General features: G+C 55.3%; 11 protein-coding genes. 4 read left to right on the forward strand and 7 right to left on the reverse strand.

Annotated features, from left to right (window positions below; genetic code table 11):
* Positions 1–66: 66 nt before the first annotated feature.
* Positions 67–792, reverse strand: coding sequence for a response regulator (locus tag ACT3T6_RS00335; RefSeq protein ID WP_193054826.1), 726 nt, complete (start codon positions 790–792; stop codon positions 67–69).
* A 129-nt stretch (positions 793–921) separates the two neighbouring features.
* On the reverse strand, positions 922–1,719 hold the full coding sequence (locus ACT3T6_RS00340) for an HAD family hydrolase (protein WP_192527816.1): 798 nt from the start codon (positions 1,717–1,719) through the stop codon (positions 922–924).
* A gap of 174 nt (positions 1,720–1,893) precedes the next feature.
* On the opposite strand from ACT3T6_RS00340, the gene ACT3T6_RS00345 reads away from it, so the two are divergent.
* The 4 genes from ACT3T6_RS00345 (at position 1,894) to ACT3T6_RS00360 (ending at position 6,994) form a co-directional block, all read left to right on the forward strand.
* The gene (locus ACT3T6_RS00345) at positions 1,894–3,831 is read left to right on the forward strand and encodes an exoribonuclease II (protein ID WP_193054866.1); all 1,938 of its coding nucleotides are present in this window, start codon (positions 1,894–1,896) and stop codon (positions 3,829–3,831) included.
* A 182-nt stretch (positions 3,832–4,013) separates the two neighbouring features.
* Entirely contained in the window at positions 4,014–5,156 is a 1,143-nt protein-coding gene (locus ACT3T6_RS00350) for a glycosyltransferase family 4 protein (protein ID WP_193054825.1), read from the forward strand.
* Positions 5,149–5,979 carry a DUF2334 domain-containing protein gene (locus ACT3T6_RS00355; protein ID WP_193054824.1) on the forward strand — a complete coding sequence of 277 codons (831 nt, stop codon included), beginning with the start codon at positions 5,149–5,151 and terminating at the stop codon, positions 5,977–5,979. Before ACT3T6_RS00350 ends, ACT3T6_RS00355 begins: the two co-directional genes overlap by 8 nt.
* Before the next feature lie 4 nt (positions 5,980–5,983).
* Complete coding sequence (locus tag ACT3T6_RS00360; RefSeq protein ID WP_193054823.1) at positions 5,984–6,994, forward strand: lysylphosphatidylglycerol synthase transmembrane domain-containing protein; 1,011 nt, start codon at positions 5,984–5,986, stop codon at positions 6,992–6,994.
* Between the two features lie 77 nt (positions 6,995–7,071).
* Here ACT3T6_RS00360 and sucD read toward each other — a convergent pair whose 3' ends face one another.
* The 5 genes from sucD to ACT3T6_RS00385 form a co-directional block, all read right to left on the reverse strand.
* Positions 7,072–7,944: a succinate--CoA ligase subunit alpha gene (sucD, locus tag ACT3T6_RS00365; protein ID WP_172117205.1), complete on the reverse strand. Its 873-nt coding sequence runs from the start codon at positions 7,942–7,944 to the stop codon at positions 7,072–7,074.
* Positions 7,944–9,110, reverse strand: a complete 1,167-nt coding sequence (gene sucC, locus ACT3T6_RS00370; protein ID WP_193054822.1) for an ADP-forming succinate--CoA ligase subunit beta — start codon at positions 9,108–9,110, stop codon at positions 7,944–7,946. The genes sucD and sucC overlap by 1 nt, the downstream gene beginning before the upstream one ends.
* 142 nt (positions 9,111–9,252) lie before the next feature.
* Positions 9,253–10,692, reverse strand: coding sequence for a dihydrolipoyl dehydrogenase (gene lpdA, locus ACT3T6_RS00375; protein ID WP_172117206.1), 1,440 nt, complete (start codon positions 10,690–10,692; stop codon positions 9,253–9,255).
* Between the two features lie 127 nt (positions 10,693–10,819).
* Positions 10,820–12,400, reverse strand: coding sequence for a 2-oxoglutarate dehydrogenase complex dihydrolipoyllysine-residue succinyltransferase (gene odhB / locus ACT3T6_RS00380; RefSeq protein ID WP_193054821.1), 1,581 nt, complete (start codon positions 12,398–12,400; stop codon positions 10,820–10,822).
* A 40-nt stretch (positions 12,401–12,440) separates the two neighbouring features.
* A complete protein-coding gene (locus tag ACT3T6_RS00385) occupies positions 12,441–15,275 on the reverse strand; it encodes a 2-oxoglutarate dehydrogenase E1 component (RefSeq protein ID WP_193054820.1) in 2,835 nt (944 codons plus the stop codon).
* Between the last annotated feature and the right edge of the window lie 190 nt (positions 15,276–15,465).

Genomic DNA, 15,465 nt, shown 5'->3' on the forward strand with positions numbered 1-15,465 from the left:
GCCCACGCAGAGAGGCGGGCAGCCAGCGGGCCAGCCTACGTCTAATGCCTCTCCATCCTGTCGCTTTCACGTTAGTGCATCTACTTGGGCAGTTAACACATAGCCCGCCCCGCGCACCGTGCGGATCAGTTGTGAATGCTGAGCATCTTCGCCCAACCGTTGGCGAAGCCGACAAACGTGAACATCAATGGAGCGATCAAACGGTGGCGCGTCTCTCCCCCGGGTCAGCGCATAGAGATCATCCCGCGAGAGCACCGTGGCAGGGTGTTCCAGAAACACTTGAAGTAGTTGAAAATCGGCCCCTGAGAGCGAGGTACGCTCACCCTTCTCGTCAATCAGCTCTCGCGTCATGCGATCCAGCTGCCACTGACCAAACCCTACCCAACGCGCTTGCCCTGTGGGAATAGGCGCCGCATCACTGCGCGTACGCCGCAACACCGCTTTAATGCGCGCTAACAGCTCGCGGGGGTTAAATGGCTTGCTCAGGTAGTCATCAGCACCTAACTCCAGGCCGAGAATTCGATCGGTCTCATCAGCACTGGCCGTGAGCATAATAATCGGCACATCGCTATGCTTTCTCACGTCACGGCAGATGGTAAACCCGTCATCGCCGGGCAACATTAAATCGACAATCAGCAAGTCGGGAGAGCGCTCCAAGCGCAGAGCATGCAGCGCTTCGGCGCCATCGGCGGTAAAAACACGATAACCGTGGCGACCCAGATAATCAGCAAGCAGCTCACGAATTTCCGGATCGTCATCGACCACAATCAAGGTAGCAGCGGGTGTCGTCATTGCAGCGGCTTTGGCCCTATGTTGTTGTCGTTCTGGGGCCATGATGATGGTCGAGGGAACCGGGCATCTCAAGCCCCCTTCGACTAATGATGGGACTGACGCTAACGAATCTTCTTTTTAATGTCGCTTTCAGAGTGCAAATCGCTCGCGTAACAGCACAGCTACGGCCGCCTCGCCGTGGTGGCCTATCTGCCGCGCGGCGTTTAGCCTGCCGGCCATTTCTGGGTGTGAGTTAATCATGAAGTGCGGCTCGCCCACCAAGCTGAGCATCTCAACGTCGTTGAGGTTGTCGCCAAAAGCAAGGCAATCTTCAGGTGCAACCGAGAGGCGCTTGAGCAGCGCCGACAGCGCCACTCCCTTATTGACGCCTCCCGCCATAATCTCTAACGAATCGCTGGTTGAATAAGTCACGTGAAGCGAGCCATCATTAATTTCGCGGATGGCGGTTTCGACCTTTAACAGCGCATCGGGGCGCCCGCCGTAAAGCACCTTACCTATCCCCTCGGTAGGCATCTTCTCCGGCGGCACCACTTGGTAGACAAATCCCGTGGCTGCATGCATTTCCAAATGGCTGGGCGACTCAGCATCTATGTACCAGGCATCGTCCAGGTAAAGGCTTAACCGTACATTGTCCGGGCGCGGCAATTTAATCAACGCGGCAGCCTGAGGGGACCCGACATGGTAGGCCGCCAGCAATTGATCGTTAGGGTCGTGTGTATAGGCACCGTTACTGCTGATTAAATGGATGGGAACATTGAGCTGATCTCTAAAAACACGCATATCGGCATAGTGGCGTCCTGATGCAAGCACCAAGAGATGCCCCTGGTTGACCAACGTTCTCAAGACCTCAATGGTATCTTCGTGCAAGCGATGGTCGCGCCCCAACAGGGTGCCATCAAGATCAGAAACAATCAGCCGTGGTGTCATAACGTGCGCTCTCCATTAATGAAACATCAGCTTAACCGATCCTCCTCAAGCTATGTAACACCTTGATACTATCTAAGATACTATCTAACTAACATCAACTTCCACGGCGGATAATTGGCGCAGCCCCTGGGAATCCGTATAGTGGCAAGCTACTCTCGCCAACTGATTGATCTCATGCTTCAGAATAATTCTATGCTTGCTCAGCTCAAGCAACAAATTCGTGATACCACCCCGCGCGCTGAAGGGGTGATTAAAGCCACCGAGAAAGGCTTTGGCTTTCTCGAAACCGATAACGGTGAATCCTACTTCGTGCCGCCTCCCGCGATGAAGCAGGTGATTCACGGTGACCGCGTAGAAGCGGTGATTCACGAAAACGGTGACAAGAAATCGGTTGAGCCTGAAAAGCTGGTTGAAGCCGGTCTTGACCGCTTTGTGGCGCGTGTTCAAAAGCGCGAAGATCGTTTGGCCGTCGTCCCTGATCACCCTTCTATTCGTAATGTGATCAAGTCACGTATCAAAAACAGCCTGGATGAAGCCAGCATTGCCGATGGTGACTGGGTGGTTGCCCGCCTGGTTCGCCATCCGCTTAAAGAGAATGACCGCGGCTTTTTTGCCCAGATTGATGAGCTGGTCGCCAAGTCGGACGACCCTGCGGTGCCATGGCGCGTCACACTTGCCCGTCACGCGCTGGAACAGGACTGCCCCGATGCGGGCACCGAATGGCCATTACACGAAGAAGGCCTGACCCGCGAAGACCTTACCGAGCAGCCCTTCTTCACTATCGACGGTGAAAAAACCCGCGATATGGATGATGCGCTACACGTCAGCAAACGCGCGGAAGGCGGCTGGCAGCTAAGCGTCGCGATTGCGGACCCCACTGCCTATGTAGAAGAGGGGCATGCCGCTGACCTGGAAGCACGTACCCGCGCCTTCACCGTATACCTGCCGGGCCAAAACGTGACCATGCTGCCTGAACAGTTGGCCGATGACCTGTGTTCGCTACGCGAAGGCCAAGAGCGCCCGACACTCGCTTGCACGTTGGTTATCAATGCCGACGGCAGCTTGGGTGACTACCGCTTCTTCGCGGCGAACGTTAAATCGCACGCCAGGCTCGTGTATGACCGCGTTTCTGACTGGATTGACGGTCAAGGCGATTGGGCACCCGAAGATAACATCGCCGAGCAGCTTACTGCGCTGCAAGAACTCACCGAAGCACGTACCGCCTGGCGCAACGAGCACGCACTGGTCTTTAAAGATCGTCCCGATTACGTTTTTGAGCTTGACGCGGCAGGCAATGTGCTGGCGATCAATACCGAAGACCGGCGTATCGCCAACCGCATGATTGAAGAGTCGATGATTGCGGCCAACGCCTGCTGCGCGGACTTCCTGGCAAGCCACATCGGCCACGGTATCTTTAACGTGCATCGTGCCTTTGAGCCCGAAAAAGCCGAGGCGGCGCAAGAGTTCCTGGCAAGCCAGGAGATTACCGTTGAGCGTGAAGCGTTAACGGAACTGGATCACTACAAAGAGCTTAAGCGCGCGCTTGAGAGCCGCGATGACGCTTGGCTGGATGCCCGTCTGCGTCGTTTCCAGGGCTTTACCAGCATGTCTGCTCAGCCCGGCCCGCACTTTGGCCTTGGCTTGGCTGCTTACGCAACCTGGACATCACCGATTCGTAAGTATGGCGATATGGTCAATCACCGTTTGATCAAACGCATACTGAAAAGCGAACAGGCCCCGGCAGAAGCAAGCCAGGCGTTAACCGAGCAGCTCACCGAGCGCCGCCGCCTAAACCGGATGGCCGAGCGTGATGTGAAAGACTGGCTCTACGTGCGCTTCTTAACGCCTGCGGCGCAGAACCAGGACACGTTTGAAGCTGACATTATGGCGATTAACCGTGGCGGTATGCGCGTACGCCTGATTGAGAATGGCGCTACCGCGTTTGTTCCAGCTCCCTTGATGCATAGCGACCGCGACAAAGTGGCTATTGATGATAAAGAGGGACGCATTCAGATCGAGGGTGAAGAGCGCTATAAACTGGGCGATAGCCTGCGTGTTGCGCTGGTAGAAGCGCGTGAAGAGACCCGTTCGCTGGTGGCACGCCCCGCCTAAAGTGTCTGCCCGCCCATATGGGCGGGCTTATGACCTCGGCAATGTGACAGGCAATAGTCTGTTGCCGCTTGCTTCAGCGGTCATCAAAATGACACATTATACAGGGGGCGCCTGCAGCCCCCTGCGTTTGCAATCATAAGTCGCCCGCTCAACTATCAGTGGTTCGAGGAGGTATCGGCGTAGTGCATATTGCCGACATGACCATGTTTTATGCGCCCTCCAGTGGCGGCGTACGTACCTATCTTGATGCCAAGCGTCATCGCTTGAACGCCCTGGCCGATGCTCGCCATACCCTGCTGGTGCCTGGCGAGCGCCATGTGTATATAGCCCAAGATCACCGTGTTGATGTGCCCGCAACCCCACTGCCTTTCAGCAATGGCTACCGCTTCCCATTGACAAGGCGTCCCTGGCGGCGAGCGCTTAATGAGGTGCGTCCGGACCTGATCGAAGCCGGCGACCCGTATACCGTCGGCTGGGCGGCCATCGCAAGCGCCCGTGAGCTTGATATCCCGCTGATAGCTTTTTACCACTCCGACCTACCCACCATGATCAGCAATCGGCTAGGGGGCTGGTCACGTTCGTTGATCAATGGCTACATCTCGCGGCTTTATGATCACTATGATCGCGTCCTCGCTCCGAGCCGTGTGATGGCAGAGCGACTCGAAGGGCTGGGTATTAAGGAGGTTCGCGTTCAGCCGCTGGGCGTAGATCTCACAACCTTTCGTCCTGAACTTCGCGATGAGCAGGTCAGGGTCGAGCTGGGGCTTGATGACGACACACGCCTGCTGGTTTTTGCCGGGCGTGGCTCGCAGGAAAAAAACCTGTCGACCCTGCTGGAGACCATGCGCCGCCTGAAGAGCGGCACATCCACACAGCGCTATCATTTACTGATGATCGGCTCCTCAATGCCGACTCAGGTTCCCGACAACGTAACGGTCATCAATCATTTTTGCCCGACCGCCGAGATTGCACGTTATTTCGCCAGTAGCGATGCGTTGTTGCATGCGGGCACCCAGGAAACCTTCGGGCTGATTGTGCTGGAAGCCATGGCTTGTGGCATTCCGGTAGTGGCAGCCCGCGCCGGTGCGCTGACCGAAAACGTTCCCGAAGAGTGCGGAATGTTGTGTCGACCACTGGACAGTGAAGATATGGCGCGCAGCATTCAGGCGCTTTTTGAAAACGATGCAAAAGCCATGGGCCGTCGCGCGCGCGCGCATGTAGAACACCACCATGACTGGGATATCGTCGTGCAGGGAGTTATGCAGCACTATCGCGAACTTCTCGGCATTAGTCATACGGCAACGGTGAGCGCACAGCATGGCTAACAGGGAATTTGCACTGGTACTCCATGACATTGCCCCCATCACCTGGCCGGACTATCGCGCCTTTGTCGAGGAGGTCGATAGCATGGGAAAAATCCCCATGACCTGGCTTGTCGTGCCCGACTTTCATCATCGCAGCAACACCTTTAAGGACACCGACATGCTGCGGCTTCTGCATCAGCGCAGGGAGCGCGGAGACGAACTGGCGTTACATGGTTTCTATCACTACGATGATGCGCCCGCCCCCCGCACGCCGCGCGATTACTTCATGCGACGGCTTTATACCTATGAAGGTGAGTTTTACCCGCTCAGCTACGCTGATGCGCTTGAACGTTTACAGCGTGGCGTCGAACTTTTTCGTGCTCAAGACTGGCCACTGGAGGGATTCGTTGCGCCTGCCTGGCTTTTAGGCGAAGGCGCACGGCAGGCACTGAAAACCCAAGGGTTTACCTATACCAGCGACCCCGGCCAGCTGTACTTTCTGCCAGACTACACACCGATTAAGGCGCCCTCGCTAGTGTGGAGCGCACGCAGCCGCTGGCGGCGCGGTATGTCCTGGGTCGTTAATGAGCGGGCCAGGCGTCGTCATCGTCAAGCGCCACTGATTCGCCTGGGGTTACACCCCGTGGATATGCGCCATGCTATTTCAAGGCGCTACTGGCTGACGACGATTCGGCGCCTGTTAGAAGAAGGCTATCGGCCCACCACCAAGATCAGTTGGTTACAGCGCCATTGCAGTCAGCACGATACTGGCACCTTGTCATCACGTATGGGTACCCACTTTGAAAACGCTTGCCCAGCGCCAAACCCACCCCTGAATAATTAAACGCATGCAAAGAACACTCTGGCTGCTGACCGCAGGCCTCATCGCTGTTATGGCCATCCCCCTATTATTGGGTGGCACTGACCTTATTCATTTACTTGCCGGGTTTCCACCAAGTCTGTTTGCGCTGATGCTGTGCATGATATTGGTCTGCTGGCTGCTTAACGGTGCCAAGCTGCGTGTTCTACTGGCGGGACGCGCCGGCAACATGGGCCTGATGCGTGCAACCGGTACGGTAATGGCCACTGAATTCGCCATTTGCGCCACGCCAGGAGGAAGCGGTGGGCCATTGACACTGATCGCCCTTCTCACGCGACGTGGCGTACGACCCGCGCAGACCACTGCCATTTTTGCTGTAGACCAGATCATTGACCTACTGTTTTTTCTCTGTTCAATGATCGCGATGATGATTTATGTCATCACGCGCTCCATTGATGCCCGGCTAGGATGGATGTTGGTGGTACCCATGGCACTCTTGTGCCTGGCACTGCTCGGCGTCGTTCTCATAAGCCGCTATCATCGCCGCGTACTAATTGTGACCGGCCGCCTACTGTCTCGAATGCGTGTCAGTGCACGGCTTCAGCATGCCATGGTGCGCCGCATCCTGCTCTTCAAGCAGGCCTTTACCGAAACCCTTCAGTTGCCGCGCTCAGCGCTGGCGTTGGCCTTCGGATTCGGGATCGTGCACTGGATCGTGCGCTACAGCATTCTCTACGTCACGCTGTACGGCCTTGGACAACATCTGGACTGGGCATGGACCTTCCTGGTGCAGATGCTCTCCATGGCGGCTGGCCAACTGACCCTCCTGCCCGGCGGTGCCGGGGGTGCAGAGCTCTCCTCGTCGGCCCTGCTGGCCCCTATCGTGGGTCAAAGCAGTGCGGCAGCCGCCATCTTGATCTGGCGTGCCGTCACCTACTATTTTTATCTGATCGCCGGGGCACCGGTATTTATGCTGATGGCAGGACGCCCGCTGCTCAGAAAAATTCTTGAAGGGCGCAAGCGTGAGGCCGAGGAGTAAAGTGACGGCGGTGCAGCCAACCTGAAGACACAAAAAAGGGATGCCAAACGGCACCCCTTTTTGATCCGCTTGCCAGCTTACCAGCCCGTCACTTCTTTCAGTGCGTCGCCGATTTCTGCCAAAGAACGAACGGTTTTAACACCGGCGTCTTCCAGAGCAGCAAACTTCTCGTCAGCCGTGCCTTTACCACCAGAAATGATGGCGCCAGCGTGGCCCATACGCTTGCCAGGAGGTGCAGTAACACCGGCAATGTAAGAAACCACTGGCTTGGAAACGTGATCCTTGATGTAGGCGGCTGCTTCTTCTTCAGCCGTACCACCGATTTCGCCGATCATAACGATCGCTTCGGTTTTCGGATCCTTCTCGAACATTTCCAAAATGTCGATGAAGTTGGAACCCGGAATCGGGTCGCCACCGATACCGACACAGGTAGACTGACCGAAACCGTGGTCAGTGGTCTGCTTAACGGCTTCGTAAGTCAGCGTACCAGAGCGGGAAACGATACCCACACGGCCCGGCTGGTGGATGTGACCCGGCATGATACCGATTTTGCACTCACCCGGCGTAATAACACCCGGGCAGTTCGGGCCAATCAGACGCACGCCCAGCTCGTCGCATTTTACTTTTGCGTCGAGCATATCAAGCGTAGCGATGCCTTCGGTGATGCAAACGATCAGCTTGATGCCAGCGTTAGCGGCTTCAAGGATTGAGTCTTTGCAGAACGGAGCCGGTACGTAGATAACGCTGGCTTCCGCGCCTGTTTTCTCTACCGCTTCTTTAACGGTGTTGAAAACTGGCAGGCCCAAATGCTCCTGGCCGCCTTTGCCCGGCGTAACACCACCGACCATTTGCGTGCCATAGGCAATCGCCTGCTCGGAGTGGAACGTGCCCTGGCCACCGGTGAAACCCTGGCAGATGACCTTGGTGTTCTTATCGATCAGGATACTCATTACTTGCCCTCCGCCGCTTTAACAACCTGCTGAGCCGCATCGGTCAGACTGGTAGCAGCGATGATGTTCAGACCGCTGGACGCCAGTTTCTCAGCACCCAACTCGGCATTGTTACCTTCCAGGCGAACCACGACCGGCACGTTAACACCCACTTGCTCAACGGCACCGATAATGCCTTCAGCAATCATGTCGCAACGTACGATACCGCCGAAGATGTTAACCAGAACGGCTTTCACGTTGTCGTCAGACAGGATGATCTTGAACGCTTCTGCTACGCGCTCTTTGGTCGCGCCGCCGCCAACGTCCAGGAAGTTAGCCGGCTTGCCGCCACTCAGGTTAACGATGTCCATGGTGCCCATGGCCAGGCCTGCGCCGTTTACCATGCAACCAATGTTACCGTCGAGTGCGACGTAGTTCAGTTCCCACTTCGCTGCATCGGCTTCACGCTGATCTTCCTGGGAAGGATCGCGCATGGCCTGCAGGTCCGGGTGACGGTACAACGCATTGCTGTCGAGGCCCAGTTTGGCGTCGAGGCAGTGCAGGTTGCCTTCGTCAGTGATAACCAACGGGTTGATCTCTAAAAGTGCCAGATCCTTGTCGTGGAACAACTTGGATAGGCCCAGGAAGATCTTGGTGAACTGCTTGACCTGGTCGCCTTTCAGGCCCAGAGCAAAGGCCAACTCACGCGCCTGGTACGGCTGTGCGCCAACCAGCGGATCAATTTCGGCTTTAAGAATCTTTTCCGGCGTCTCTTCAGCAACCGTTTCGATTTCAACACCACCTTCGGTCGAGGCCATGAAGACCACGCGACGGGTAGTACGATCGACAACGGCACCGAGGTAAAGCTCATCGGCGATATCAGTGCAGGTCTCTACCAGAATCTTGGCAACCGGCTGACCTTGTTCGTCAGTCTGAAAGGTTACCAGGTTTTTGCCCAGCCACTGCTCGGCAAACGCCTTCGCTTCAGCCGGATCTTTGATCAGCTTAACGCCACCCGCCTTACCACGGCCACCTGCGTGCACCTGGGCTTTAACTACCCACATGTCGCCGCCGATCTTTTTGCAGGCTTCTACTGCTTCTTCGGGAGTGTCCACGGCAAAGCCTTTAGACACTGGTAGACCATAATCAGCAAACAGCTGTTTGCCTTGATACTCGTGAAGGTTCATCGATTCATGCCATTGGTTGCATGTGACTCGAACGACAACCCGTTTTAAAAACGGGCTGTCCCCGTACTTTCGCGCGCTATTTTACAACATGCCCGAAAGTGATGCGCCACCTAATGGTGGCGCCTGGTAGTTACCGCTGAACTTATTTGCGCTTTTTACGATTAGCCATGTGGATTGCATGGCCTTCCACCGCGAGAGCCGCTTCATGAATAGCTTCAGAAGTGCTCGGGTGGGCATAGCAGGTCAACGCTAGATCTTCAGCGCTGGAACCAAATTCCATCGCGATAACGCCTTGGGCAATCAGCTCACCCGCGTGCTGACTGACGATGTGCATACCCAGAATGCGGTCTGTTTCGGCATCGGCAATAATCTTGGCCATACCTTCAGGCGCATTGTTGGCAAGCGCACGACCGTTGGCAGAGAACGGGAAAGAGCCGGTTTTGACTTCGATACCTTTCGCTTTGGCATCTTGCTCGGTTATACCGACCCACGCTACTTCAGGCGAGGTGTAGATAACGCTGGGGATGGCGTCGTAATTCATTTCAGCTTTATGGCCAGCGATAATGTCAGCGACCATAACGCCTTCTTCAGACGCTTTATGAGCAAGCATTGGACCACGTACACAGTCACCGATTGCATAAACGCTCGGGACATTGGTACGGCACTGGTCATCAACGAAGATAAAGCCACGCTCGTCAAGCTCAACGCCTACGCCGTCGGCAATCACGCCTTGCGTATAAGGACGACGACCCACACAAACAATCAGTTTGTCGAAGGTCATTTCCTGTTCGCCGTCACCGTCGGTGTACTTAACGACGACTTCGTTGTCCTTGACTTCAGAACCGGTCACGCGTGCGCCCAGTTTGATGTCCAGACCCTGTTTCTTGAGCAGCTTCTGGGTCTCTTTGGCAATCGCGCCGTCAACCATCGGCAAAAAGCTGTCCATGGCTTCAAGAACGGTCACGTCAGAACCTAAACGCTTCCAAACGCTGCCCAGCTCCAGGCCGATAACACCAGCACCGATCACACCCAAACGCTTGGGTACTTCGGTAAACTCAAGTGCGCCTGTAGACGTCACAATCAGGTCGTCGGTCAGCGGCGTCGGCGGAATTTCAACCGGCACGGAGCCTGCGGCGATAACGATGTTGTCAGCCGTGTAGGTCGTGGCATTGCCATCGTGGTCGGTTACTTCAACTTCTGTAGACGAAGTAACTTTACCTTTACCTTCCAGCGAAGTAACACCGTTGGCCTTGAACAGTGCGCTGATGCCGCCCACGTTTTTGTTAATGACCGAGTTTTTGAACTCGAGCATTTTGGCGATGTTAGCCTTCGGCGCGTCAATCTCGATGCCAACTTCAGCAAAGTGATCACGTGCTTCAACAAACTTATGTGAGGTTTCCAGCAGCGCTTTGGAAGGAATACAACCGACGTTCAGGCAGGTGCCGCCGTGAACAGTCTTGCCTTCCTTGTTAACCCATTTTTCAACACAGGCTGTTTTCAGGCCCATTTGCGCTGCGCGGATAGCAGCTACGTAACCGCCAGGGCCGGCGCCGATAACGATCACATCAAACTTGTCAGCCATGTTGGCTCCTTTAGCTCGGTGCTCTTCTCTCGTCTTTACAATGCCGAGAGAAGAGCGGTGTGCGACTGCATAAGAAGGGTGGCGCGTATCGAAATATCAATACGCAAGGATACGTGGTCTACGTACCTTAGACGTCCAGCAGCAAACGTGCCGGGTCTTCCAGCAATTCTTTAAGCGTAACCAGGAAACGTACGGCGTCTTTGCCATCAATCATACGGTGATCATATGACAGTGCCAGGTACATCATGGGGCGAATTTCAACCTTGCCATTAACAGCCATCGGACGATCCTGGATTTTGTGCATACCCAGAATAGCCGTTTGCGGCGGGTTGATAATCGGCGTCGACATCAGAGAACCGAACGTACCACCATTGGTGATAGTAAAGGTGCCGCCGATCATGTCGTCCATGCCCAGCTTACCGTCACGACCACGCTTACCGAAATCAACAATCGTTCTTTCGACATCAGCAATTTTCATGCTGTCGGTGTCGCGCAGTACAGGGACCACCAGACCACGGTCGGTGGATACCGCAACACCGATATCCTGGTAACCGTGATACACGATGTCGGTGCCGTCGATAGAGGCATTAACATCCGGGAAGCGTTTGAGAGCTTCAGTTGCCGCTTTTACAAAGAAGCCCATAAAGCCCAGCTTGATATCGTGAGCTTTTAGGAAGGTGTCTTTGTACTGCGCACGCAGGGCCATGATCTCAGTCATGTCCACTTCGTTATACGTAGTCAGCATGGCCGCGGTTTGCTGAGCTTGTACCAGACGCTTGGCAATGGTTTGACGCAGGCGGGTCATCGGCACGCGTTTTTCAACACGCTCGCCTTCAACAGCCGCTGGGGCCGCTGCGGCGTTGCTCGGCGCAGAAGACTTGGCAGCACCTTTCTTGGCGGAGCCATCTTTAACGGCTTTTTGCACGTCTTCTTTCAGGACGCGACCGCCTTTGCCCGTACCTTCAATTTTGGCAACGTCAAGGTCGTGCTCGGCAACCAGCTTGCGCGCCGCCGGTGCGACGATCTTGTCGCCCATTTTCTCATCGCTGGCGCCATCGTCAGCAGAGGCGGCTGGCTCTTTATCAGCCGCTGTTGCTACGTCGCTACCGCCACCTTCGGTGAAGACCGCAAGAATTGCTTCGGACTCTACCTGGCTGCCCTCTTCGGCTTTAATTTCTGCCAGCGCACCGTCAGCAGGCGCAACCACTTCCAGTACGACTTTATCGGTTTCGATATCAGCCAGTACTTCATCGCGCTTAACCGCTTCACCGACCTTTTTGTGCCAAGTCGCCACGGTGCCTTCCTGGATAGACTCAGGGAAGCTCGGCGCTTTTACATCATGCTGCTTGCCGCCGCTGGCTTTCTTCTCTTCTGTTTTCTCTTCTTTCTTTTCGTCTTGCTGGTCAGCTTTCTCGGCTTTCGGCTCATCAGAAGATGGCTCTTCTTTTTTACCGCTGTCACCTGAGGCGCTGCCTTCACCGATTTTGCCAAGCACCTGCTCAGACGCGACGCTTTCGCCCTCTTCGGCCATTACGTCAGTCAGGGTGCCCGCTTCAGGTGCCACCACTTCCAGCACCACTTTGTCGGTTTCGATTTCAACAATCAGTTCGTCACGCTCGACGCTGTCACCCGGCTTTTTGTGCCACGTAGCCACAGTACCTTCGGCAACGGATTCCGGAAAGGTTGGCGCTTTGATCTCGGTAGCCATGTCGTTTCCCTTATGGTGTTCTCTAAATCCGGTGGGCGCTTTACAGATTGAAAGCGTCTTCCACCAGCTGGCGCTGCTGTTCAGTATGGACGGACATATAGCCCGCTGCCGGCGCGGCAGAGGCAGGACGTCCTGCAAATTTCAACTCGCGTCCGAGGCCATCTTTAAGCATATCGGCCACTGTACGCATGTGGTGCTGACTGGAGTACCAAGCGCCCTGGTTCAACGGCTCTTCCTGACACCAGACAATATCTTCCACATTGCCATACGCCTGGAGCACTTCCAGAAGTTCTTCTTTCGGGAAGGGATACAGCTGCTCAAGTCGAATGATCGCCGTATCGTTACGCTCGTTTTCTGCACGCCAGGCGGCCAAGTCATAGTAGACCTTGCCTGAGCACAGAATCGTACGCGTTACGTTTTCAGCGGCCAGATCCGCTTGATCCGGCAACACCATTTGGAATTTGCCGTGAGCAAGATCTTCAAGGCTCGATACCGCTTCCTTGTGACGCAGCAACGACTTGGGCGACATAACAATCAACGGCTTGCGCAGCGGACGAATCACCTGACGACGCAGCAAGTGATAAATCTGCGCAGGTGTCGTCGGCACACAGACCTGCATGTTGTGCTCAGCACACATTTGCAGGAAACGTTCCAGTCGCGCAGACGAGTGCTCTGGGCCCTGGCCTTCATAGCCATGGGGTAGCAGCATCGTTAGGCCACATAAACGGCCCCACTTGCTCTCACCAGAAGAGATGAACTGATCAACGACCACCTGTGCACCGTTGAAGAAGTCACCAAACTGGGCTTCCCAGATAACCAGGTCATTCGGCGCAGTGGTGGAATAACCGTACTCAAACGCCAACACAGCTTCTTCCGATAGGAAGGAGTCGTGAATAGTGAAAACCGGCTGACCATCGGCCATGTTTTGCAACGGCACGTAGGTAGAGCCATTTTTCTGGTTATGAACCACAGCGTGACGGTGCGAGAACGTGCCACGACCCACATCCTGTCCGGTAATCCGGATCGGGTGCCCTTGGTCAAGTAACGTGGCGTAGGCCAGCGTTTCAGCAAAGCCCCAGTTCATGGCCATGCCACCGGCCTGCATCTTGCGGCGGTCTTCGTAAATCTTGGCGACCTGGCGCTGCACTTCGACCCCATCCGGAATCTCGCACATTTTCGCAGCCAGTTGCTGAAGACGCTTCATGTCAAAAGACGTGTCAGCATCGCCCGTCCACTCATGCCCCAGGTACGGCGCCCAGTTCACAAACAGGGATTGATTGGGTTCCTGAACCAGTGCATTGGCAACGTGGTTACCCGCGACCAGATCATCGCGATACGTTTCCATCATCGCTTTGGCGTCATCTTCAGATAGAACGCCCTGGTCAACCAAGCGCTTAACGTAAACCGTACGCGTCGACGCATGATCCTTGATTTTGGCGTACATCAATGGCTGCGTACCGGACGGCTCATCGGCTTCGTTATGCCCACGGCGACGGTAGCAGACCAGATCAATAACGACGTCTTTTTTGAACTGTTGACGGTAATCTAGCGCCACTTGGGTCGCATGGATAACGGCGTCAGGATCATCACCATTCACATGGAAGATGGGCGCCTGGACCATCTTGGCAATGTCGGTACAGTACTCGGTCGAACGAGCATCCATGGGGTTGGACGTCGTAAAGCCCACCTGGTTATTGATGACGATGTGAATCGTGCCGCCGGTCTTATAGGCCCGGGTCTGAGACATCTGGAATGTCTCCATGACCACGCCTTGACCCGCGAAGGCAGCATCACCATGAATATTGATGGGTAACACCTTGTCGCCGGCAGGATCCTTGCGGCGGTCTTGGCGCGCGCGTACGGAACCTTCAACAACCGGGGCGACAATTTCCAGGTGCGAGGGGTTGAACGACATGGCCAGGTGGACTTCGCCGCCCGGTGACATGACGTTGGAGCTAAAGCCCTGGTGATACTTCACATCGCCAGAACCACGCTCAATCACCTTCTTACCATCAAACTCATCAATCAAGTCAGCCGGGTTTTTGCCCAGAATATTGACCAACAGGTTGAGGCGACCACGGTGCGCCATACCGATAACGACTTCCTTCGTACCATAACCGCCAGCACGCTGGATAAGCTCGTCCATCATAGGTACAAAGACTTCACCACCTTCAAGACCAAAGCGTTTGGTACCTGGATATTTGGATGCCAGGTAAGTTTCCAAACCTTCAGCAGCCGTCAGACGCTCGAGCACATGCTTGCGAACATCGTCACTAAACTTGGGAGCACTGCGCACTGATTCGAAGCGCCGTTGTAGCCAGCGTTTCTCTTCTGTGTCCACGATATGCATGAACTCACAGCCGATGGAGCGACAGTACGTCTTCTCCAGCGCGTCCACGATCTCACGCAGTGGTGCCTTATCAATACCCAGGAAAAACGAACCGGTCTGGAACTCGGTATCAAGATCAGCCTTCGTCAGCTGATGGAATGATAAATCGAGGTCAGGGACGGGGGTAGGATTACGCAGCCCAAGCGGATCGATATCAGCCTTTTGATGACCACGGAAGCGATACGCATTGATCAACTGCAGGACTTTCACCTGCTTTTTGTTCTCACCGCTATCGGCAGCGGCAACTACCCGGCCCGGGCGGCTTTCACGACCTAGCTGGTAGAATTGATCACGAGTCGGGCTTAGTGGAACATCGTGGGAGGCACTGCCCTCGGAACGCGGTAGCTGGTCAAAATAGCTACGCCATTCGTCAGAAACAGCATCTGGATCGGCGAGGTACTGCTCGTAAAGCGCTTCCACGTAGTGGACATTGCCACCACTAACGTGAGAGGAACGCCACATTAACTCCATTATGCCTTGTTGCATCTCTCGGTCACCCTACACTGATGGGGTGGTATCGGCATCGCTGCAAAAAACAACGACATCGCTATTGCCCTGCCGGCGGGGCGGAACATGTACCGGCGGCACCGACCAACGGCCGGAAGCCCTACTTAATTGCTATTTCTTAATTGCTATTCTTACTCAGTTCATGCTCAAAAGCCGGTACTCGCAGCAC

This window comes from Halomonas sp. 72, from assembly GCF_052379785.1.
Classification (GTDB): Bacteria; Pseudomonadota; Gammaproteobacteria; order Pseudomonadales; family Halomonadaceae; genus Vreelandella; species Vreelandella citrativorans.

Excerpts from the sequence above, each read along its gene's own strand:
- ACT3T6_RS00385 (WP_193054820.1), bottom strand. The coding sequence starts at position 15,275 with ATGCAACAAGGCATAATGGAGTTAATGTGGCGTTCCTCTCACGTTAGT.
- sucD (WP_172117205.1), bottom strand. The coding sequence starts at position 7,944 with ATGAGTATCCTGATCGATAAGAACACCAAGGTCATCTGCCAGGGTTTC.
- ACT3T6_RS00360 (WP_193054823.1), top strand. The coding sequence starts at position 5,984 with ATGCAAAGAACACTCTGGCTGCTGACCGCAGGCCTCATCGCTGTTATG.
- ACT3T6_RS00345 (WP_193054866.1), top strand. The coding sequence starts at position 1,894 with ATGCTTCAGAATAATTCTATGCTTGCTCAGCTCAAGCAACAAATTCGT.
- ACT3T6_RS00340 (WP_192527816.1), bottom strand. The coding sequence starts at position 1,719 with ATGACACCACGGCTGATTGTTTCTGATCTTGATGGCACCCTGTTGGGG.
- ACT3T6_RS00355 (WP_193054824.1), top strand. The coding sequence starts at position 5,149 with ATGGCTAACAGGGAATTTGCACTGGTACTCCATGACATTGCCCCCATC.
- lpdA (WP_172117206.1), bottom strand. The coding sequence starts at position 10,692 with ATGGCTGACAAGTTTGATGTGATCGTTATCGGCGCCGGCCCTGGCGGT.
- odhB (WP_193054821.1), bottom strand. The coding sequence starts at position 12,400 with ATGGCTACCGAGATCAAAGCGCCAACCTTTCCGGAATCCGTTGCCGAA.
- sucC (WP_193054822.1), bottom strand. The coding sequence starts at position 9,110 with ATGAACCTTCACGAGTATCAAGGCAAACAGCTGTTTGCTGATTATGGT.
- ACT3T6_RS00335 (WP_193054826.1), bottom strand. The coding sequence starts at position 792 with ATGACGACACCCGCTGCTACCTTGATTGTGGTCGATGACGATCCGGAA.